This is a genomic window from Bacillus cereus G9842, from assembly GCF_000021305.1.
GTDB lineage: Bacteria > Bacillota > Bacilli > Bacillales > Bacillaceae_G > Bacillus_A > Bacillus_A thuringiensis_S.
In genome coordinates, this window is the sequence record NC_011772.1 from 4,341,618 (window position 1) to 4,364,243 (window position 22,626).

Genomic DNA, 22,626 nt, shown 5'->3' on the forward strand with positions numbered 1-22,626 from the left:
TCTCCTTCTTTCCAAATCGTTTCACAAGGAATTAAATGTAAAACATATAGCCCCCGTGATTTTCTTCCTCATAACGTACTAAATCTTCTAACGTTGTACTATCTAACACTTCTTGCACCGCATCACGAACACGCATCCATAACTGGCGCTGTGCTGGCTCTTCTTCTTCTATCATTTCTACAACACTAATCGGTCCCTCTAATACACGGATCACATCCCCAGCTGTAATGTTAGCTGGTTGATCAGATAATACATATCCGCCATATGCACCTCGCGTACTCTTCACAAGACGAGCGTTACGAAGTGGTGAAATTAATTGCTCTAAGTAATGCTCCGATAAGTCATGCGCCTGCGCAATTGATTTTAATGAAATCGGACCTTCACCAAACTTTTTTGCAAGATCGATCATAATTGTTAAGCCATAGCGGCCCTTTGTTGAAATCTTCATCTATTTTGCACCTCTTTTCAAATTTTCACTTCTATTGGTTATATCTTATTTATAAAAAGAACACAATTTAAAATCCTATGAAATTATAGCATAATATAGTATTATAAGAAATTTCAACTTGTGTATCAAAATGATAACATAAAATCACATTGAAAAACTCGGGAATTATTACAATTGAAAGAAAAATGAAAATATTCATCTTCATTTTTCCCATAAAACAGCATACTATTTCAAATTCCATAGAAAAAAATGATACGATAGAACGAGATTATATGTTAAGGGAGACGGTCTAAATGAAACAACCACTCGCACATCGAATGCGCCCTACAAATATTCAAGAAATTATTGGGCAACAGCATTTAGTTGGTGAAGGAAAGATTTTATGGCGAATGGTCCAAGCAAATCATTTTCAATCTATGATTTTATACGGTCCTCCAGGTACAGGAAAAACATCCATTGCCAGTGCAATTGCAGGAAGTACCGGTACCCCGTTTCGTCTATTAAACGCTGTTACTCACAATAAAAAAGATATGGAAGTTGTCGTACAAGAAGCGAAGATGCATCGACACCTCGTTTTAATTTTAGATGAAGTTCACCGTCTAGATAAAGCAAAGCAAGACTTTCTATTACCTCATTTAGAAAGCGGACTTCTTACTTTAATTGGTGCAACGACAAGTAATCCATTCCATGCAATAAACTCCGCTATTCGAAGCAGATGTCAAATTTTCGAATTACACGCACTAACAGAAGATGATATTTTAATTGGGTTAAAAAGAGCTTTAGAAGATAAAGAAAAAGGCCTTGGAGAATATGCTGTAACGATAACAGATGAAGCACTACATCACTTTACAAACGCCTCTGGTGGTGATATGCGTTCCGCTTATAACGCACTTGAGCTTGCTGTATTATCCAGCTTTACTACAGACGATCAAGCGGCTGAAATCACACTCGAGATTGCAGAAGAATGCTTACAAAAGAAGAGCTTCGTTCACGACAAAGGCGGCGATGCTCATTATGACGTATTATCAGCATTTCAAAAATCAGTGCGCGGAAGTGATGTAAATGCAGCGCTCCATTATTTAGCACGCCTTATTGAAGCAGGTGATTTACAAAGTATTGGCAGACGCCTTCTTATTATGGCTTATGAAGATATTGGACTTGCTAGCCCACAAGCTGGACCGCGTACACTAGCTGCAATTGAATCAGCTGAACGAGTCGGATTCCCAGAAGCACGCATCCCACTTGCAAATGCCGTTATCGAGCTATGCTTATCACCAAAATCAAATTCAGCTTATAAAGCACTGGATGCTGCACTACATGATTTACGTAACGATCAAACAGGTGATATTCCAAGCCATTTAAAAGATAGTCATTACAAAGGCGCAGAATCACTTGGAAGAGGCATTGGATATTTATATCCACACGACCATCCAAACGGCTGGGTAAGGCAACAATACTTACCTGATAAAATAAAAAACAAGCAATATTATAAACCGAAAACGACAGGAAAATTTGAGCAAGCACTTTCTACTGTTTATGAAAGATTACAAACTTCGAATAAAACGAAAAATAAAGGGTAACATAAACGAAAACGTCACCATTATGGAGGCTTCGCTTATGAAAACACGTCAAGATGCATGGACAAAAGAAGATGATCTCCTTTTAGCAGAAACTGTTTTACGACATATTCGCAGCGGAAGTACACAAATAAAAGCATTTGATGAAGTCGGCGATGCGTTGAACCGCACTTCAGCAGCTTGTGGCTTTAGATGGAATGCTGAAGTACGAGCGAATTACGAAGATGCAGTGCAGATTGCAAAAAAACAACGTAAAGAATTAAAACGTTCTGAAGCTAAAATAGAAAAAGATCAGTTCACGAAAACGAAACAACTCGTAATCGATGCTGAGTTTTCAGAAGATATTACGCCAAGTAAACAGGAACTTACAATGCAAAATGTCATCTCATTTTTGCAAAACATGGAACATAATAACCCTTCAATCGCAAAGTTGCAAACTGAAAATGATGTATTACAAAATCAGCTCACTTCCCTACAAAAAACGAATAATGAACTTGAAGCAAAATTAGCGGTACTCACAAAAAAACAACAAGCAATCGAAGAAGATTACGCGATGCTTGTTAGAATTATGGATCGTGCTCGAAAACTTGTTTCAGTCGAAGAGCAAGAAGATCAAATTGCCCCGATTTTCAAAACCGATCAAAACGGGAATTTAGATATTATTTATTCTGCAGAGAATTAAAAACAAGGATGTCACTTAGTTAAAAAAGTGACATCCTTGTTTGTTTTCGGTGAACCATATATATCGGTAATTGAAATTATATCAACGATTTTTCAAATATATCTATCGTAACTTGCAATATATCAACGATTTTTCAAATATATCTATCACAACTTGCAATATATCAACGATTCGACAAAGGATATCGATTTAACGACAAAGATTGACAATAACATTCCTCCCTGTCATACAAAGAAACGCCCAAAATAGATTGGGTAAATATAATCATTACTTACTAGCCTTGCTCACATTTGAACTAGTAGTAATGCAAATATTTTTATTTCTTTAATACATATAAAAAAGCATATATCCAAAATGGATATATGCTTTCACTTTATTCTTGCCCCACACGTTTCACTTCTACGTTTTTAATACGTTCACGTACAACGTGACTTGCCATAATTAAGCCTGCCACAGATGGTACGAATGCATTTGATGAAGGTGGTAATTTCGCTTTACGAATTTTTGCATTTTCGTCTGGTACGATCTCTTTACGTACTTCTTCACGAATTACGATTGGATTCTCGTCAGAGAAGACAACTTTTACACCTTTTTTAATACCCTCTTTACGAAGCTTCGTACGAATTACTTTCGCAATTGGATCTGTATGTGTTTTAGAGATATCCGCAATACGGAAACGAGTTGGGTCCATTTTATTTGCTGCACCCATACATGAGATAATTTTAATTTTACGACGTAAACATTGTTTAATTAAATGGATTTTGAACGTAATTGTATCAGATGCATCCACTACGAAATCTAAACCGTGTTTAAAGAACTCTTCATATGTTTCATCTGTATAAAACATTTCTAGTCCAATTACTTCACATTCCGGATTAATGTCTGCAATACGCTCTTTCATTAATTCTACTTTTGAACGTCCTACAGTAGATACTAAAGCATGAATTTGACGGTTTACGTTTGTAATATCTACAACGTCTTTATCAACTAATACGAGACGTCCTACGCCAGAACGTGCTAACGCTTCTGCCGAAAATGACCCTACGCCACCAATTCCTAAAATACCGACTGTACTATTTTTTAATATTTCAAGTCCTTCTTTACCGAAGGCTAATTCATTACGTGAAAATTGATGTAACATTCAGCTCTACACTCCTATTACAAAAATGGTCTACCATGTATTCTAGCGTTTTTCCGACTATTTGTATAGAAAAAGTTATAGAATTCCTAAAAATACATATTTCGAAAATGAAAACATAGTGTACACCGGACTTTTTAAACTTCCCTTTCAATACATGTTTAAAAAGGAGGATTCAGAGGGACGAGCAGCTCGAGGCGCTTATGCCAAGAGGAGCGCAGTGTAGCTTTAACTACTCGAGCACCGGACTAGCGAAGCAACGACGAGATGCGACCTCCATCTGAACCGGACTTTTTTAAACTTCCTCTCCAATACATGTTTAAAAAGGAGGATTCAGAGGGACGAGCAGCTCGAGGCGCTTATGCCAGGAGGAGCGCAGTATAGCTTTAACTACTCGAGCACCGGACTAGCGAAGCAACGACGAGATGCGACCTCCATCTGAACCGGACTTTTTTAAACTTCCTCTCAAAAAAAGTCTAGACGGTTATAGTATAACCATCTAGACCCTATTCTTACTTCTCTTCTTTCAAGCTTAATTTTAAGTTCAATTCTTCAAGCTGTGCTTCTGCAACTGGGCTTGGAGCTTCTGTTAATAAGCAGCTTGCGCTTGCTGTTTTCGGGAATGCAATTGTATCACGAAGGTTCGTACGGCCTGCAAGTAACATAACAAGACGGTCTAAACCTAATGCGATTCCGCCGTGTGGTGGTGTACCGTATTCGAATGCTTCTAATAAGAATCCGAATTGCTCTTGCGCTTCTTCTTGTGAGAATCCAAGTGCTTTGAACATTTTTTCTTGTACGTCACGCTCGTAAATACGAAGTGATCCGCCACCAAGCTCATAACCGTTTAATACAAGGTCATATGCTTGTGCACGTGCTTTTTCTGGTGCTGTTTCTAGTAGCTCAACATCTTCACGGAATGGCATTGTGAATGGGTGGTGAGCTGCGAAGTAACGATCTGCATCTTCATCGTACTCAAGAAGTGGCCAATCAGTTACCCATAGGAAGTTAAATTTACTTTCGTCAATTAACTCAAGCTCTTTACCTAGACGTAAACGAAGTGCGCCTAAGCTATCTGCAACAACGCTCTTCTTATCTGCTACAAATAGTAATAAGTCGCCAGCAGTAGCTTCTAATGTAGTCATTAACACGTTTGCATCTTCTTCACCGAAGAATTTCGCAATCGGTCCTTTTAGGCCGTCTTCTTCAACTTTAAGCCAAGCTAGACCTTTTGCACCGTATACTTTCACAAATTCAGTTAATGCATCGATGTCTTTACGAGAGTATTTACTTGCAGCACCTTTTGCATTAATTGCTTTTACTTGTCCGCCGCTTTCTACAGCACTTGTAAACACTTTAAATCCACAACCTGCTGCAAACTCAGATAAGTCTGTTAGTTCCATTTCAAAGCGTGTATCTGGCTTATCAGAACCGTAGCGAGCCATTGCATCAGCATATTTCATACGAGGGAATGGTGCACTAACTTCTACACCTTTTGCATCCTTCATAACTTTCGTCATCATACGCTCCATCATATCTAAAATTTCATCTTGTGTTAAGAATGAAGCTTCGATATCGATTTGCGTGAATTCTGGTTGACGATCCGCACGTAAATCTTCGTCACGGAAACAACGTGCTACTTGATAGTAACGCTCAAATCCGCCGACCATAAGAAGCTGTTTAAATAACTGTGGTGACTGTGGTAATGCATAGAATTCACCATCATGTACACGACTTGGTACTAAATAGTCACGAGCTCCTTCTGGCGTGCTTTTCGTTAAAATTGGTGTTTCGACTTCTAAAAACTCTTCTGTATCTAAGAAATTACGAATTGTTTTTGTTACGTCGTGACGCATTTTGAATGTGTTGAACATTACAGGACGACGTAAGTCTAAATAACGATATTTTAAACGCACATCTTCTGATGCATCTGTATCATCAGCAATGATAATTGGCGTTGTTTTCGCTGCATTTAGTACATTTACTTTTGTTGCTTGTACTTCAATACGACCAGTTGCCATATTGTCATTAATTGCGCCTTCACCACGTTCAACAACTGTACCTTCTACGTGTAATACGTATTCACTACGAATTGTTTCTGCTACTTCTAACGCTTCTTTTGATGTTTCTGGGTTAAATACAACTTGTACGATACCTGTGCGGTCACGTAAATCGATAAAGATTAATCCACCTAAGTCACGGCGTTTTTGTACCCAACCTTTTAATTGAACTGTTTGTCCAACAGCTTCTACTGTTACTTTTCCACATGCATGTGTTCTTTCAGCCACTGTAAGTTCCCCCTATATTAATTTCTCTGCTACGTATGAAGCAAATACATCTAACGCTACTTCTTCTTGTTCACCTGTTGCCATATCTTTTAAGTTAATGATACCTTTATCCAGCTCATCTTCTCCTAATACAGCTACAAATTTCGCCTTTAGACGATCTGCTGATTTAAATTGTGCTTTCATTTTGCGATCTAAATAATCTTTTTCAACTGACAATCCAGCTTTACGAAGATTGAACGCAACTTTTGCAGCATGGTCTTTCGCTTTTTCACCGAGCGCTACAACGTAACAATCAATGCTATGTTCAAGTGGTAATTCAATATTTTCAGCTTTTAGCGCCATAATTAAACGTTCAATACTCATTGCAAAACCGATACCTGGCATTTCTGGTCCACCGATTTCTTGTACAAGTCCGTTATAACGGCCACCACCGCTTAATGTAGTGATCGCACCGAAACCTTCTGCCTCACTCATAATTTCAAAAACAGTGTGTTGATAGTAGTCTAAACCACGTACTAAGTTCGGATCTTTTTCAAATGGAACATCCATCATCGTTAATAGTTCTTGAACTTTGTCGTAGTATACTGCTGAATCTTCGTTTAAGTATTCTGTAATAGATGGTGCTGTTCCCATTAATTCATGGTTACGGTCTTTCTTACAGTCTAAAATTCGAAGTGGGTTCTTTTCTAAGCGAGATTGACAGTCAGAGCAGAATTCGCCGATACGTGGCTCAAAGTGTGCGATTAATGCATCACGGTGTGCTTGACGGCTCGCTGCATCACCTAAACTGTTTAATACAACTTTAATATTTTTTAAGCCCATGCCGCGGTAAAATTCAACAGCAAGTGCAATTACTTCTGCATCAATTGCAGGATCATTACTGCCGATTGCTTCGATACCGAATTGTACGAATTGACGATAGCGACCTGCTTGTGGTCTTTCATAACGGAACATTTGACCGATATAGTATAATTTCGTTGGTTGTGTTGCATCACCAAACATTTTATTTTCAACGTAAGAACGTACAACAGGTGCAGTACCTTCTGGACGTAATGTTAAGCTGCGCTCTCCACGATCTTGGAATGAGTACATTTCTTTTTGTACGATATCTGTCGTATCACCAACACCACGTAAAAATAGCTCCGTGTGCTCAAAAATTGGTGTACGAATTTCTTTATAATTGTAACGACGGCAAATTTCGCGTGCTTGCCCTTCGATATACTGCCATAACTCAACAGTGCCTGGAAGAATATCTTGCGTTCCGCGTGGGATTTGAATAGACATATTCAGTTCCTCCTCAAATTGTTTTAATCTTAATAAAAATAAAAAAACTCCCGCCTCTACTGTTTAAACAGTAGGGACGAGAGTATTATACCCGTGGTGCCACCCTAATTGAAGCACGTATGCTTCCACTTTTTTAATAACGCTTAAATATGCGTTCATCCCTACTAAGCATATATGCCGTTCAAGTTGAAACCTCTAGAGTGTCATTCAATCAGTCATCATGCAGAAATGTTTTCAGCCTAAGACATTCCTTCTCTTTCCATGTGTGTCTCATTTACTCTTCTCTATCAACGGTTATATTCATATGTAAATATAAAATTACTATACGTTTGTTAAGTAGGATTGTCAAGTGCTCTAAGAACGTTCAATCTGCTTCTTTAGACGCTTTACATCTTGAAGAGAAATCCCAAACTCGGAAGCAAGCTCCATTGAAGTATTGTTTTGCTCTTTTGAAATAAAATCATGAAAATTCACGTTAAATAGTTGATTTGCACCATTTGTAACAGAATGCCCTTTTTCATTCATGCGCATACGTATATCCCTCACATTCAATATGGATGTTTTACTTTTTATTGTTCCATATTGATGAGAGAGTTATACATAACCGAAACTGCTATTGATTCCAAATAAACATTAGTATTCGATTTATAACAATAACAATAGCCAGTCCACTTGCTAGCATATGATGCTTCAAATGATATAATGCTGCAACACCTACTCCAAATACGATAATTTCTAATAATACATGTAATATACCTTTTACTTCCCATTCTGCATGTGGAGCTCCAAATAACCCCCAAATGGCAGCAACAACAATCGGAATAATAATAGCAAGTGTAATTTTTATAGCTGTTGTTGTTCCTACTCGAAACCCCCAGTATCCAACAATCCCAAGAATACATAACTCTAGCATAAAACGTAAAGCTATATTAAATTCTTGAAGCATACTACACCTTCTTTTCCTTTTATTCCCCTTCAAATTAATCGTATGATAAATGAACAAAACATACAACAATGTATAAAAAAGAGAGGATTATATAACCCTCTCTTTTTTATCAACACTATTTACTTTCTACAATTAAGGTCACCGGACCATCATTGATTAAAGAAACGTCCATCATTGCTCCGAATTTCCCTGTTTCTACATGCAATCCTTGTTTGCGAACTTCTTCATTAAAGAAATCGTATAAACGCTCTGCATAGTCAGGTTTCGCAGCATCCATAAAGTTTGGACGTCTCCCCTTGCGACAATCTCCGTATAATGTGAATTGCGAAATAGATAGAACTTGTCCTTCTACATCAAGTACAGAATGATTCATCTTTCCGCTCTCATCTTCAAAAATACGTAAGTTTGAAATTTTTTCCGCAATGTAAGTTGCATCTTTTTCTGTATCTTCGTGCGTAATGCCAACTAGTAATGTTAAACCGAACGGAATTTGTCCTACGATCTCACCGTCTACCGTGACAGACGCTTTCTTTGATCGTTGTAAAACAACTCTCATCTTTCTACACTCCCTATTAATGCATCATGCGTCGTACTGCATAAATTTCCGGAACACGTTTAATGCGTTCTACTACTTTTTTCAAATGTTGTAAGTTACGAATTGAGATTGACATATTAATTGTCGCCATCTTATTACGGTCACTTCTACCAGAAACAGCTGAAATGTACGTTTTCGTCTCTGTAACAGCTTGCAGTACTTCATTTAATAAACCACGGCGATCGTAACCTGAAATTTCAATATCAACGTTATACTCAATTTCTTTTTCAGGGCTACCTTCCCACTCTACTTCTAATAATCTTTCTACAGCTTCTTCTGTATGAACATTTACACAATCACGGCGGTGAATCGATACGCCTCGGCCTTTTGTAATATATCCAACGATATCATCGCCCGGAACTGGGTTACAGCATTTCGATAAACGGATTAATAAATTATCAGCACCGCTTACTTTTACACCAGAATCCCATTTTCGAATTTTCATCGGTTTACGAACTTCTTTAACTTCAACAATCTCTTCTTCTTCGCGTTGTTTGCGGAACTTGTCCGTTAGTCGCGTAACAATTTGCGAAGCTGTAATTCCGCTATATCCAACTGCTGCAAACATATCTTCTTCATTTGCAAAGTTAAATTTCTCAGCGACGCGTTTTAAGTTATCAGGCGCTAATACTTCTTTCATCTCATACTCTAGACCACGTACTTCCTTTTCAACAAGTTCACGGCCTTTTTCAATATTTTCGTCTCTACGTTGTTTCTTAAAGAATTGACGAATTTTATTTTTTGCATGAGATGTTTGAGCAAGTTTTACCCAATCTTGACTTGGGCCATAGGAATGTTTCGACGTTAAAATTTCAATGATGTCGCCTGTTTTTAATTTATAATCCAGCGTCACCATTTTACCGTTTACTTTTGCACCAATTGTTTTATTCCCAATTTCCGAATGGACACGATACGCGAAATCAATCGGAACCGATCCAAGTGGTAATTCCATTACATCGCCTTTCGGTGTAAAGACGAATACCATGTCAGAGAATAAATCAATTTTTAATGACTCCATAAATTCTTCTGCATTAGAAGCTTCATTTTGCCATTCTAATATTTGACGGAACCATGTGAGTTTCTTCTCTAGTGTACCTGTTGTTTCTGCTGTTTTTCCTTCTTTATACGCCCAGTGTGCCGCGATCCCGAATTCTGCAATTTCGTGCATTTCTTTCGTACGAATTTGCACTTCAAGTGGGTCACCTTTCGGTCCAATTACGGTCGTATGAAGAGATTGATATAGATTTGCTTTTGGCATTGCAATATAATCTTTAAAACGACCTGGCATCGGCTTCCAGCACGTATGAATAATTCCAAGCACCGCATAACAATCTTTAATACTATTTACAACAACACGTACAGCTAATAAATCGTAAATTTCATTGAACTGCTTATTTTGCAGTGCCATTTTACGATAAATACTGTAAATATGTTTCGGTCTTCCAGAAATCTCAGGTTGAATTGCAACTTCTTTTAATTTCTCACGAATACCAGTCATTACTTCGTCTAAATATTCTTCACGTTCTGCACGTTTACGCTTCATTAAATTTACAATACGATAATATTGCTGTGGATTTAAATAGCGAAGTGACGTATCCTCTAGCTCCCATTTAATAGTACTAATTCCGAGTCTATGTGCTAAAGGTGCAAAGATTTCTAACGTTTCATTCGCTATGCGACGCTGCTTCTCTTGAGGCAAATGTTTCAATGTACGCATGTTATGAAGACGATCAGCTAGTTTAATTAAAATAACTCTAATATCTTGAGCCATTGCAATAAACATTTTGCGATGGTTTTCTGCTTGTTGTTGTTCGTGAGATTTATATTTGATTTTCCCAAGCTTTGTAACACCATCAACAAGCATAGCAATTTCTTTGTTAAATTCCCGTTCAATATCTTCTAACGTAATCTCTGTATCTTCCACTACATCATGTAAGAAACCTGCTGATACCGTAGCTGGATCCATGTGTAAATCAACTAAAATACCTGCAACTTGAATCGGATGAATAATATACGGTTCACCCGATTTTCTATATTGTTCGCTATGCGCATCACGTGCATATTCATAGGCACGTGCCACTAGCTCAATATCTTCATCCGCTAAATATTGACTTGCTTTCTCGAGTACCTGTTCAGCTGTTAGTACCTGCTCATTTGCCATCGAATCACCTTTTATTGAAAATTGACTTTATCTTTATTTAATAGAATAAATTATATTCTATCATTATAACCCAATGATTGTGAATTGTGAAAAGGAAAAGATTTTACTGACATTTCACCATGATTTTTTGTTCAATTATACAAAAGTACCCGCTCCTCTCCAAGAGATTCACGGGTACTTTTTATCACCGTAGTTTTACCTATATAGTGATTAGTATTTTTCTAATACTAATACATCGTAACCATCTAACATTTTACGACCATCTAAGTAAGTAAGCTCTACTAAGAATGCAATTCCTGCTACAACTCCGCCTAGCTCTTCAACTAACTTAATTGTCGCTTCGATTGTTCCACCTGTAGCTAATAGATCATCTGTAATTAATACGCGTTGACCTGGCTTAATTGCATCTTTATGGATTGTTAAAACATCTTTACCATATTCTTTACCGTAGTCAACTGTAATTACTTCACGTGGTAATTTCCCTAATTTACGAACTGGTGCAAATCCTACTTCTAACGCATAAGAAACTGGGCAACCGATAATGAAACCACGAGCTTCTGGTCCTACTACAACATCGATATCTCTTTCTTTTGCGTACTCAACGATTGCATCTGTTGCTGCTTTGTATGCTTTACCGTCATTCATTAAAGGTGTAATGTCTTTGAACACAATACCTTCTTTCGGATAATCCGGTACAATTGCGATATGTTGCTTGAAATCCATATTTCTGAATCCTCCTCAGATCTAAAAGGTTTGTAAATACAAATCCTTTACCCTAACTGTTCTACTTCTTTATGATTACGAATCGTTTCAAACCATGTATATAGTTGCTGATATGTGCTATAAACCAATTCTTTTTCTAATTGTAAGTGGTTCATTTTCTCACGATATGTGTTCGATTCAATTAAATCACGCTTTTGTTTTTTGTCTGCCATAAAAATGACGCCATCTTTTATTGTAACAAATTCTAACTCAAAAAACACCTGTGTCATGAAATTTACTGTATCTTTTGACCAACCTTTATGACGACATAGTTGTTCTCCATATTGTCTTAAAGAAAATGGTGTTTTTTGGTTTAAGAAAGAATAGTACCATTTAAAATGTTCTCTCGTAGGAACTGTACTAAATAAATGGTTATTCTCTTGATAAAACAGCGTATAAATTCGCGCTGGGAATCCTACTTTAAATAACTCACGTAATTCATCTGTTCCTTTTGGCAAATCGAGTAACACGATGTATTGATCATCTAAATGCGTTACTTCTGACGCATGCATAAGCTTTTCTTTATAGTCCTCTAAAGAAAATTTATTCAATACCTCTTCAGAAAAATACACCATTGTTATTTTTTCTTTCGGAAGTTCTGCTAAATTTGCTTCTGCATTACGCATACTACGCCAATCAAATAATTGCCACGCCTCTACAGCAATATCTTGTACCATTAGTTGTGGCTTCTTAAAATTATTCCATTCATTGATGGATGCTTCCCCTATTACAGATACCTTTGCAACTGGAGAGATTTCTTTCGCATATGCACCGAAACCGAATCCAATTGTATCCAGTGTTGCTTGTCCATCACGAAGAGCCATTTTTAAATGAGAGCCATCTGATCCGATTGCGCGAATACTTTCTAACTCTGCATCTTTCACTGCAATACGTGGTTTCGGATTTCCAATACCAAACGGTGCTAGTTTTTGCATATCTTCAATTGCCGCTAGCGTTACATCCTCTACTTTGCAAAAAACATCAACTGCTGTAATTGGAATAAAATCTTCTTCTGTTAAAATTGCATCTGCTTGTTCATTTAAGCGGCGACGTAATTCATCTACATCATTCATATGTAGCGTCATTCCCGCTGCCATCGGATGCCCTCCGAAGTGTGGCAATAACTCTCTACAATCTGATAAGTTTGCAAACAAATCAAATCCTGCAATACTACGCGCTGAGCCTTTTGCTGTTTCTTTAATAGGATCAATGCTTAATACAATCGTCGGACGATAAAAACGTTCAACTAATTTAGAAGCAACAATTCCAATTACCCCTGGGTTCCAGCCTTCTTTTGCAAGTACTAATACTTTGTTTTCTTCTGGTGGGAAGTTATTTTCAACTTCAGCGATAGCCTCTTCTGTAATTTGCTTTACAATATCTTTTCGCAGTTTGTTCAGCTCATCAATTTCTTCGGCCAACTCTTTCGCTTCCTCTGGATCATCTGATAATAAAAGGTGTACAGCCGGCGCTGCATCTTCTAAACGTCCGACCGCATTAATACGCGGTGCGAGTGAGAAGCCAATACTCTCTTCTGTAATTTCACTTTGCGAAACGTTAGCAACTTTAAATAGCGCCTTTAGTCCGATATTTTTCGTCATACGCATATGTTTTAAACCGCGTTTCACTAGCAACCTATTTTCACCATGAAGTGATACTAAATCGGCTACTGTACCGATTACTGCAATCTCTAATAAATGTTCTGGTACACGGCCTAATAGTGCATGCGCAACTTTAAACGCAACACCTACACCAGCTAAATAGTGAAACGGATATACACCGCCATCTAATTTCGGATGTATAATCGCAAGTGCTTCTGGCAATTCTGGCGGTGGCTCATGGTGATCTGTAATAATTAGATCTATTCCAAGCTCCTTTGCTACATTCGCTTCATGTACTGCTGCGATGCCAGTGTCGACAGTAATAATCAGTGAGAACCCTGCGCTATGCGCCCAACGAAACGCTTCTTCGTTCGGTCCATACCCTTCTGTAAAACGATTTGGAATGTAAAATTCTACTTCTGCACCTAATTCTTGAAGAGCAAGATATAAAACCGTCGTACTACTTACTCCGTCCGCATCGTAATCACCAAATATTAATATTTGCTCTCCATTTTGAATCGCCTTATTTACACGTTCTACCGTTCTATCCATTCCTTCTAATAAAAATGGATCATGAAATTCTTGATTTTCTGTATTTAAAAAATCTAAAATCTTATCTTCTGTATCTAGCCCTCTACCGAGGAATAATGAAACGACAAGTGGCGATAACTGTAATTTACTTGCTAATTCACTCACTCGCTCGTCATTATATTCTTTTTCTTTCCAACGCGTCTTCGGTTGTAACACGAAATCACCCCTTAACCTGTTTATTATACAAGACAGATTAAGGGGTGACAATATAATGCAAACTACGATGCAATATCTATATACAAAAATGTTAATGATGTTTAATTTGGAGAATACGGATTTATATGTACGAATACATTTTGTACATTCTCTTGTTTCATAAGTATTTCTTTCACATGTTTTCCAATGCGGTGTCCTTCTTCTACAGTAATGTATGGATCTACAGACACTTTAATATCGACAATAACATAATGACCATGCTCCCGTGCATATAAAGAACCAATTTTTTTCACACCATCTACTTGAAGAACTGCTTCTCTAAGCGGAATAACATCCTCCTCATGAAGAACATGGTCAAGCGTTGCATGAATTGCTTCCGCTCCAATGCTCCATGCCATTTTTACAACAAGAAGTGAAACAGCTAATCCTGCAATCGGATCAGCGTATACAAGCCAGTCTACACCAAGCTTACCACCGATTATAGCTGCACAAATACCGATTAAAGCTGCAATTGAAGAAAATACATCCGAACGGTGCTCATATGCATTTGCAATAATTGCATCACTATTTACCCTCTTCCCTAATCGGAATTTATATTGGAACATTCCTTCTTTCACGATAATCGAAAGAACAACAGCAAAAATCGTAATTCCTTTCGGTGGTTCTAGTTCCTGCGAAAAAGCTTTTATAGACGAAATCGCTATCTCGAGTCCCACAATAAATAATAATACCGCAACAATAATCGCTGAAATCGATTCCGCTTTACCATGACCATACGGATGATCTTCATCAGGTGGCTGCTTTGCCGCTCGCAATCCAAAAAGTACAGCTAGCGAACCAATTACATCTGATGCAGAATGCACCGCATCTGCTAACAGTGCTTTACTGTTCCCAATATAACCAATTACCGCCTTTACAATTGCTAATATAATATTACCAACGATCCCGACAATAGCACCAAACTCGGCCTGTTTAAAACGTTCATCTTTTTCCATAATTAAAATCCCTTCTTTTCTTAACCTATCATTTTATTTTAACAAAAACAGCGATAAAACCACCACTTTCTTCCATATTATTCCCGTTAAAAAGTTGCTATCTTATTGTATCCACAAACGAAAAAAGAGATGCCTCATAAAGAGACATCATCTTTTCTATACTTGCGGTTCAGATTCTACTTTCTCAACCTTCTTCTTGTTTTTACCTCTTTTCAAACGACGGTTTTCAAGCATTAACCAAATTTGAGAAGCAACGAAAACAGAAGAGTACGTACCTACAATTAATCCAACAAGTAACGCAAACGAGAAGTTACGTAATGACTCACTACCAAAGATAAGCAGTGCAATTACTGGGAATAACACTGTTAATACTGTGTTAATCGAACGACCAAGCGTTTGGCGAATACTTGCATTTACGATTTCTTCTAAGTCTTTTATATCGCGAACTCGTTTTTTCTGTTTGTATAATTCACGGTTTCTATCAAATGTAACAATCGAGTCATTAATAGAATAACCGATGATTGTTAGTACTGCAGCGATAAACGTTAAGTCTACCTCCAATTGGAAAATACTAAACATAACAACCATAACGAATGCGTCATGTAGTAACGCAAGCACTGCAGATAACGCATACGTAAATCGGAATCGAATACTTACGTATAAAATGATAACTGCAGAAGCAATTAGTACAGCGATAAATGCATTTCGTGCAATCTCTTTACCGATTGTCGGTGAAACTGTACTTATGTTTGGATCCGTACCATATTTATCATGGAAGAATGTTTTTGTTTTCGCAATTTCATCTTTTGATAAAACACCTAATGTACGAACTGCGAAACCTTTATTGTCATCCCCAGTCGGTACAATATTTTCTTCCTTCACATCAATGTTCAACTCTTTAAAATCTTTATGAACATCAGCCACAGTAACTGCTTGTTTTGATTGCAAGTCAATACGTGTACCACTTGCAAAGTCAATACCAAGATTCAATTTGAAAATTGGTAAGATAATTGCACCCGCAATCACAACTACAATCGAGAAGATAAGGAATTTATGACCGATATTTACAAAGTTAATACGATCAAATCTCGTTGGCGGATGTACTACACCTTTTGTTAATGGAATAATATCCTTTTGTTTCACACCAAAATATCCTGGTTTTTTATCAAAGTAACGGCTCTTTACAAGTAAACCTAGTAAGAAACGAGTACCGAATACGTTCGTAATAAAACCAACTAAAATACTTACGATTAAACTTGTTGCGAATCCTTTTACAGAGCTATTACCATAAACGAATAACACACCAGCTGCTGCAAGAGTCGTAACGTTTGCATCTAGAATTGTTGCTAATGAACGATGGTTACCAGCACGAAATGCCGACATCATGGACTTACCAATTTTCAGCTCTTCTTTCAATCTCTCGTACGTAATAATATTCGCATCAACTGCGATACCTACCCCGAGCACTAACGCCGCAATACCTGGCAACGTAAGAACTGCATGCATCCAGTTAAAGACAAGTAATGTAACGAAAATGTATAGACCTAACATAATAACCGCTACAAGTCCTGGTAAACGGTAGAATACAAGCATAAATAAGAAAATAAGAGCGATACCAATCGCACTAGCGAAAATCGTTTGCTCTAACGCTTGTTGACCAAATTTCGCTCCAACAGATGTTGAATACATTTCTTTTAAATCAACAGGAAGTGCACCTGCATTTAATAAAGATGAAAGTTGTTTCGCACTTTCAACTGTGAAGTTTCCACCTACGATAGATACTTCAGCTTGGTTAAATACTTGGCTTACTGTTGCCGCTGATAAGAACTTCGGATTCGGTTTTGCAGATTCTGCTTTATACGAATCTTTTCCTTCTTCAAAGTCCAGCCAAATTACCATTAAATTCGTTGGTGGTGGCATTTTAGAAATTTTTTCAGTTACTGCACGGAATTTTTCAGCGCTTTTCAGTGTAAGACCTACGCTCGCACGGCCTTGCTCATCAAATGTTTGCTTCGCTCCGCCGCCTTTTAAATCCGTTCCATCCATAAGAAGGTTATCATCCACATCACGGAATGTTAATTTCGCTTGTGTTGATAACATTTCACGTGCTTTTTGCTGATCTTGTACACCAGCAAGCTGTACACGAATTCGATCTTGCCCTTCGATTTGAATGTTCGGCTCACTTACACCGAGAACATTGACACGATTTTCAAGAGCACCTACTGTACTTACAAGTACGTCTCGATCGATTTTATCACCTTTTTTGGCTGGTTTTACTTCATACAGAATTTCAAAACCACCGCGAAGGTCTAGTCCTAGACTAATTCCTTTTGCTATGTCTTTTCCCGCCGCACCAATTACTCCACCGATTAATAAGACGATGAGGAAAAAGGCGGCAATTCTCGTACCACGCTTTGCCATATGTACCCTCTTTCTGCTACTAACACTTTAAATAAATCTCTTACGATTCACTTTTATACGTGTGCATACGCCTAGTTAGTAGACTTCCTTTCTATAATTTTTGCTAGTTCATCACTAGCTGTATAGGTAAGCTTTTACACTACCTAGACTTTCATCGTTTATTTTCCTCTTCACTACCTCCTTTATATATAATCTTAGACATAATTATTTCCTCTTTATCAATACATATCATTATACTGCAAAAGGAAGAACAAACCAATTGCAGTCGGTTATTTATTTTCGTACTCATCAAATGACCAAAGTGGCGCTTGGTACGCTTCAACAGTTAAATATGTCATATACTCATTAGCACTTACTCTTAATACATCATTTACCAATTCATATAATCTAACATCACTGTCTATCTTTTTCCACTTTTTCACTTTGAGAAACTTCCAAATATCATCATCTGTCACTCGGTCGTAACCGAACATGTGAAACTCTTCTACTTTACTTTCTAAAACGACTTGTAACTGTCCGCGGTATGATTCTACCAAAGCCTCTTTATCTAACATCTATAACATCTCCTTCTTATTTCAGCACGAAAAAGTCGCTTTAATCCCGCTCTAATGGACAGCAATAACTACTTTCAAGAGCGCTATCATAGTTCACTCTCTTAAATGCTTGTCATTCTTGTCTCGTACGTGCATATAAATTATTGTAAATCATTCCATTGATTTTGAGAAGGTAGGAGAAGAACATGACGAGACAAAGCTTTTTAAAAGGCGCATTTATTTTAATGATAGCCGGATTTATTACAAAAATACTCGGTTTCATCAATCGTATAGTAATGGCACGTATTTTAGGTGAAGAAGGCGTTGGTCTTTATATGATGGCCGTTCCTACATTCATTTTAGCAATTACATTAACACAAATCGGTCTTCCTGTCGCAATCGCAAAATTTGTAGCAGAAGCGGAAGCTGTGAACGATAAACAAAGAGTTAAAAAAATATTAACTGTATCACTAGCTGTTACATCCGTTATTAGTATCATATTAACAATCGGAATTATGTTCCTCACACCTATTTTAGCAAAAACATTATTAACCGACGAAAGAACGTACTATCCATTAATAGCCATTTTGCCCGTCGTTCCTGTTATTGCCATTTCTTCTGTTTTGCGCGGTTACTTTCAAGGGAAACAAAATATGAAACCTAGCGCTTATGCACAAGTTCTAGAACAAGTTGTCCGCATTACCATTATCGCTATATGCATTCAATTATTTTTACCTTACGGCGTAGAATATGCTGCAGCCGGTGCTATGTTATCAGCTGTTCTCGGTGAAGTTGCATCCTTATTATTTTTACTCACGTTATTTCAGCGCGAAAAACATTTATCAATACGCTCTGGATTTTTCACTACTGTAAAGGAGAGCAAAGGAACATTTTATTCCCTTATGGATATAGCTCTTCCCACTACAGGAAGTCGTTTAATCGGCTCCGTTTCATATTTTTTTGAACCTATTGTCGTTATGCAAAGCTTAGCAATCGCTGGTGTCGCTGCTTCTGTTGCAACCCAGCAATACGGCATGTTAAACGGTTATGCATTCCCGCTCCTATCACTACCCGCCTTTATTACATACGCTCTTTCTACAGCGCTCGTCCCTTCTATTAGTGAAGCGATGGCAAAAAGACAACATAAATTAGTGGAGCACCGCTTACAACAAGCACTTCGAATTTCATTAATTACCGGGGGATGGTCTGTCGTTATATTATATGTATTCGCTTCTCCTGTTTTAACTCTTATGTACGGATCAGACAGCGCAACAGCATTCATTCAACTTCTTGCACCTTGCTTTTTATTTCATTATTTCCAAAGTCCACTGACCTCTGTTTTGCAAGCTTTAAACTTAGCAAGAGCTGCAATGATGAATACATTTATTGGCGCCACCGTGAAATTAATTGTTATTTTTGTACTAGCCTCAAGGCCAGAATTTCAAATGATGGGAGTTGCTCTCGCTATCGCTGCAAATATTGTAACAGTAACATTTCTTCACTACGCTACTGTTTTAAAAAAGATTACATTTACCATTTACGCAAAAGACTATATTTTCGGCGGACTTGCCATCGGTATCGCAGGCGCCTTCGGTTTTTATATTCATAAATATATTATTTTCTCTCATTCCCTCGGCATACAAACATTATGGGAAATCACTTTAACAACAATTGTTTATATCGTACTTCTCTTCACCTTCAAACTCATTCGAAAAGAAGAGTTAAGTCGTCTCCCTATCATTCGTAAACTTTCATTTTTGAAATAAGTTGAAACTTTAATCAGTGGGGTAATCTCCACTGATTATTAGTTAAACTAATCATTCTTACTCTTTCAAAGAATAAATCTCTAATTTTCTTTTACATCAACAAAAAATTTTCCGTTTTGAAAACTACAGTATAAAATTTGTGTCACATCGTTATAACCTAAGTTTTTTAATTTCTCAATAAGCCATTCATCTGTATGTTCAATCATTTGTAAATGACTAGATTGAATTTCTCCATCAATAATAAGAGGAAGAGTAAACTGCAATACATCCTGTTTATTTTTTTGTTTTTGAAAGACAGATAACTTCCCAGACGGTTCCAAAATAGCATATTCTACATCCCGAATATCTCCAACTCCTTGCTCCCTTAATTGCATCATTAAATCATCTATATTATAACGTTGCTTTCTCATCTTCTTTTCATCAATCTTCCCCGCGTTTACAAGAATAGCCGGCTCACCTTCTATTAAATGCCGAAAGCGTTGATACTTTAGGGAAATGACTGACAAAATAATTTGGATGCACATAAGAAAAGTCATCGGAATTAATTGATGCCAAAGTGATTTATCGGTATTTTCAATTGCTACTACAGCCATTTCTCCAAGCATAATAAATACGACTAAATCTAATACACTTAGCTCTCCTATCTCACGTTTACCCATAAGACGAAAAATAATTAAGATGATGGTATACAAAAGCATTGTCCGTCCAATTATTGATATCCATTCCATTTCTACATCTCCTTTTTTACGTATAGACTCCCCTATAAAAAAGAAACTAGTCTAACTTAGACAAAAGGAAAATATGCTTGTATTAAAAAGGGGGAATGTATAAATGGATGGAACGAAAAAATTATCCACTGCAATCGGATTCGGTATTACTACACTATTAATTCTCGCATCTCTTACTAGCATGATTATGGCTCTTTTATTAAAGTTTACGAATATAAACGAAGGGACATTAGCCGTTACTATTTTTATACTCGCTCTTTTATCTATGCTTATGTCTGGTTTTATTGCTGGCAACAAAGCACAGGGGAAAGGGTGGCTGGTAGGTCTCACAACAGGTCTCACGTTCACTATACTCGTTTTTCTAGTTAACTATTTAGGCTTTTCTCAAACTTTATCGAACTCACAATTACTTTATCAATTAGCATTAATGGGGGCGAGTACACTCGGTGGTATTTTCGGTGTAAATATGTCAAAGCAAAGTAACTAAAAAAGGCCCTGCACATTTCATGCAGGGCCTTCCACATTAGTTTTTCACAACTTCACGAATCGCATTGCGATCGAAAGTTAAGTGTGAACCACCAGATTTAATAACAATTTTCGTGTCATCTACTGATTCGATTGTACCGTGTAAGCCACCAATTGTTATGATAGCATCACCTTTTGCTAATTCGTTTTGCATTTGAGCAACTGCTTTTTGACGCTTTTGTTGCGGGCGAATTAATAAGAAATAGAAAATCGCAAACATCGCAACAATCATAACGATATTCATCATACCTGCATTCATCTTTTGTTCCTCCTTTTAAATTATGTATTAGAAGTTTTTAGCATTCGGTTTATTAAAGCCATACTGTTCAAAGAATTCTTCGCGGAAATCGCCAAGACGGTCTTCACGAATAGCTTGTCTCACCTGCTCCATTAAGTTTAACAGAAAATGAAGGTTGTGATAAGACGTTAAACGAATTCCGAACGTTTCATCACATTTCATTAAGTGACGAATGTACGCACGAGAGTAATTTTTACATGTATAGCAATCACAATTTGGATCAAGCGGACCGAAGTCTCTTGCAAATTTCGCATTTTTTACAACTAGACGACCTTCACTTGTCATACATGTACCATTTCGAGCGATACGAGTTGGAAGTACGCAGTCAAACATATCAATACCACGAATTGCACCATCGATTAATGAGTCAGGAGAACCTACTCCCATTAAGTAACGTGGCTTATTATCTGGAAGAAGTGGTGTTGTAAACTCAAGTACACGGTTCATAATATCTTTCGGCTCACCTACAGATAAACCACCTACAGCGTAACCAGGGAAGTCCATTGAAACAAGGTCTTTTGCACTTTGACGACGAAGCTCTTCGTACTCCCCGCCCTGTACAATACCGAATAAACCTTGATCTTGTGGACGTTCATGCGCTTTTAAGCAACGTTCTGCCCAACGGCTTGTACGTTCTACAGACTTCTTCATATATTCAAAAGTAGCTGGGAATGGTGGACACTCATCAAATGCCATCATAATATCTGAACCTAATGCATTTTGAATTTCCATCGCTTTTTCTGGTGATAAGAATAATTTATCTCCATTTAAGTGGTTACGGAAGTGAACGCCTTCCTCTTCAATACGACGGAAGTCACTTAAACTGAATACTTGGAAACCACCAGAGTCTGTTAAGATTGCACGATCCCAGTTCATAAATTTATGCAAGCCGCCTGCTTCACGAATAATTTCATGACCTGGACGTAGCCATAAATGATACGTATTACTTAAAATAATGCCAGAATCCATTGCTTTTAATTCTTCTGGTGACATTGTCTTAACTGTCGCAAGTGTACCAACTGGCATAAATGTTGGTGTATCAAATGAACCGTGCGGTGTATGCACACGACCTAAACGGGCACCCGTTTGTTTACATGTCTTAATAAATTCATAACGAATTGCTGTCATAAC

20 protein-coding genes and 1 other annotated feature are annotated in these 22,626 nt (G+C 37.4%); of the genes, 4 read left to right on the plus strand and 16 right to left on the minus strand.

Annotation, left to right across the window (positions count from 1 at the left end; translation table 11 throughout):
* Positions 1-31: 31 nt before the first annotated feature.
* Entirely contained in the window at positions 32-448 is a 417-nt protein-coding gene (gene cymR / locus BCG9842_RS21895) for a cysteine metabolism transcriptional regulator CymR (RefSeq protein ID WP_000704116.1), read from the minus strand.
* A gap of 293 nt (positions 449-741) precedes the next feature.
* On the opposite strand from cymR, the gene BCG9842_RS21900 reads away from it, so the two are divergent.
* Both BCG9842_RS21900 and BCG9842_RS21905 read left to right on the plus strand, forming a co-directional pair.
* Positions 742-2,028 (plus strand): replication-associated recombination protein A, encoded by a 1,287-nt coding sequence (locus tag BCG9842_RS21900; RefSeq protein ID WP_000812913.1) that lies wholly within the window; start codon positions 742-744, stop codon positions 2,026-2,028.
* Between the two features lie 37 nt (positions 2,029-2,065).
* Positions 2,066-2,707, plus strand: coding sequence for an RsfA family transcriptional regulator (locus tag BCG9842_RS21905; RefSeq protein WP_000857697.1), 642 nt, complete (start codon positions 2,066-2,068; stop codon positions 2,705-2,707).
* Positions 2,708-3,080: 373 nt separating this feature from the next.
* Here the strand turns inward: BCG9842_RS21905 and BCG9842_RS21910 are convergent, their stop codons facing one another.
* From BCG9842_RS21910 to BCG9842_RS21965, 12 genes are all read right to left on the minus strand, one after another.
* On the minus strand, positions 3,081-3,848 hold the full coding sequence (locus BCG9842_RS21910) for a tRNA threonylcarbamoyladenosine dehydratase (protein ID WP_000903182.1): 768 nt from the start codon (positions 3,846-3,848) through the stop codon (positions 3,081-3,083).
* A gap of 509 nt (positions 3,849-4,357) precedes the next feature.
* Positions 4,358-6,133 (minus strand): aspartate--tRNA ligase, encoded by a 1,776-nt coding sequence (gene aspS, locus BCG9842_RS21915; protein ID WP_000840901.1) that lies wholly within the window; start codon positions 6,131-6,133, stop codon positions 4,358-4,360.
* Between the two features lie 12 nt (positions 6,134-6,145).
* Positions 6,146-7,417 (minus strand): histidine--tRNA ligase, encoded by a 1,272-nt coding sequence (hisS, locus tag BCG9842_RS21920; RefSeq protein WP_000027086.1) that lies wholly within the window; start codon positions 7,415-7,417, stop codon positions 6,146-6,148.
* Between the two features lie 69 nt (positions 7,418-7,486).
* Positions 7,487-7,717 (minus strand) — a binding site (T-box leader).
* A 54-nt stretch (positions 7,718-7,771) separates the two neighbouring features.
* A complete protein-coding gene (locus BCG9842_RS31415; RefSeq protein WP_001242605.1) occupies positions 7,772-7,948 on the minus strand; it encodes a hypothetical protein in 177 nt (58 codons plus the stop codon).
* An 82-nt stretch (positions 7,949-8,030) separates the two neighbouring features.
* The gene (locus BCG9842_RS21930; RefSeq protein WP_000938750.1) at positions 8,031-8,363 is read right to left on the minus strand and encodes a YrdB family protein; all 333 of its coding nucleotides are present in this window, start codon (positions 8,361-8,363) and stop codon (positions 8,031-8,033) included.
* 115 nt (positions 8,364-8,478) lie between these two features.
* Positions 8,479-8,919, minus strand: coding sequence for a D-tyrosyl-tRNA(Tyr) deacylase (locus tag BCG9842_RS21935; protein WP_001266969.1), 441 nt, complete (start codon positions 8,917-8,919; stop codon positions 8,479-8,481).
* Positions 8,920-8,935: 16 nt separating this feature from the next.
* On the minus strand, positions 8,936-11,119 hold the full coding sequence (gene relA / locus BCG9842_RS21940; protein WP_001262795.1) for a GTP diphosphokinase: 2,184 nt from the start codon (positions 11,117-11,119) through the stop codon (positions 8,936-8,938).
* A 210-nt stretch (positions 11,120-11,329) separates the two neighbouring features.
* Positions 11,330-11,842: an adenine phosphoribosyltransferase gene (locus BCG9842_RS21945; protein ID WP_000346215.1), complete on the minus strand. Its 513-nt coding sequence runs from the start codon at positions 11,840-11,842 to the stop codon at positions 11,330-11,332.
* Between the two features lie 47 nt (positions 11,843-11,889).
* Entirely contained in the window at positions 11,890-14,229 is a 2,340-nt protein-coding gene (gene recJ / locus BCG9842_RS21950) for a single-stranded-DNA-specific exonuclease RecJ (RefSeq protein ID WP_000941227.1), read from the minus strand.
* Positions 14,230-14,330: 101 nt separating this feature from the next.
* Positions 14,331-15,224, minus strand: a complete 894-nt coding sequence (locus BCG9842_RS21955) for a cation diffusion facilitator family transporter (protein ID WP_000409739.1) — start codon at positions 15,222-15,224, stop codon at positions 14,331-14,333.
* Between the two features lie 156 nt (positions 15,225-15,380).
* Positions 15,381-17,645, minus strand: a complete 2,265-nt coding sequence (secDF, locus tag BCG9842_RS21960) for a protein translocase subunit SecDF (protein ID WP_001119056.1) — start codon at positions 17,643-17,645, stop codon at positions 15,381-15,383.
* A 269-nt stretch (positions 17,646-17,914) separates the two neighbouring features.
* Positions 17,915-18,199, minus strand: a complete 285-nt coding sequence (locus BCG9842_RS21965) for a post-transcriptional regulator (protein ID WP_000884549.1) — start codon at positions 18,197-18,199, stop codon at positions 17,915-17,917.
* A gap of 185 nt (positions 18,200-18,384) precedes the next feature.
* Here BCG9842_RS21965 and spoVB point away from each other — a divergent pair, with 185 nt between their 5' ends.
* A complete protein-coding gene (gene spoVB / locus BCG9842_RS21970; protein WP_000198293.1) occupies positions 18,385-19,944 on the plus strand; it encodes a stage V sporulation protein B in 1,560 nt (519 codons plus the stop codon).
* A gap of 80 nt (positions 19,945-20,024) precedes the next feature.
* On the opposite strand, the gene BCG9842_RS21975 is transcribed toward spoVB, so the two are convergent.
* Positions 20,025-20,672 carry a DUF421 domain-containing protein gene (locus BCG9842_RS21975; RefSeq protein ID WP_000454822.1) on the minus strand — a complete coding sequence of 216 codons (648 nt, stop codon included), beginning with the start codon at positions 20,670-20,672 and terminating at the stop codon, positions 20,025-20,027.
* Positions 20,673-20,775: 103 nt separating this feature from the next.
* Between BCG9842_RS21975 and BCG9842_RS21980 the strand changes: the two genes are divergently transcribed.
* Positions 20,776-21,159 (plus strand): TIGR04086 family membrane protein, encoded by a 384-nt coding sequence (locus BCG9842_RS21980; RefSeq protein WP_000349145.1) that lies wholly within the window; start codon positions 20,776-20,778, stop codon positions 21,157-21,159.
* 36 nt (positions 21,160-21,195) lie between these two features.
* Here BCG9842_RS21980 and yajC read toward each other — a convergent pair whose 3' ends face one another.
* Positions 21,196-21,456: a preprotein translocase subunit YajC gene (gene yajC, locus BCG9842_RS21985; RefSeq protein ID WP_000991113.1), complete on the minus strand. Its 261-nt coding sequence runs from the start codon at positions 21,454-21,456 to the stop codon at positions 21,196-21,198.
* A 27-nt stretch (positions 21,457-21,483) separates the two neighbouring features.
* On the minus strand, positions 21,484-22,623 hold the full coding sequence (gene tgt / locus BCG9842_RS21990; protein WP_000125365.1) for a tRNA guanosine(34) transglycosylase Tgt: 1,140 nt from the start codon (positions 22,621-22,623) through the stop codon (positions 21,484-21,486).
* Positions 22,624-22,626 lie beyond the last annotated feature (3 nt).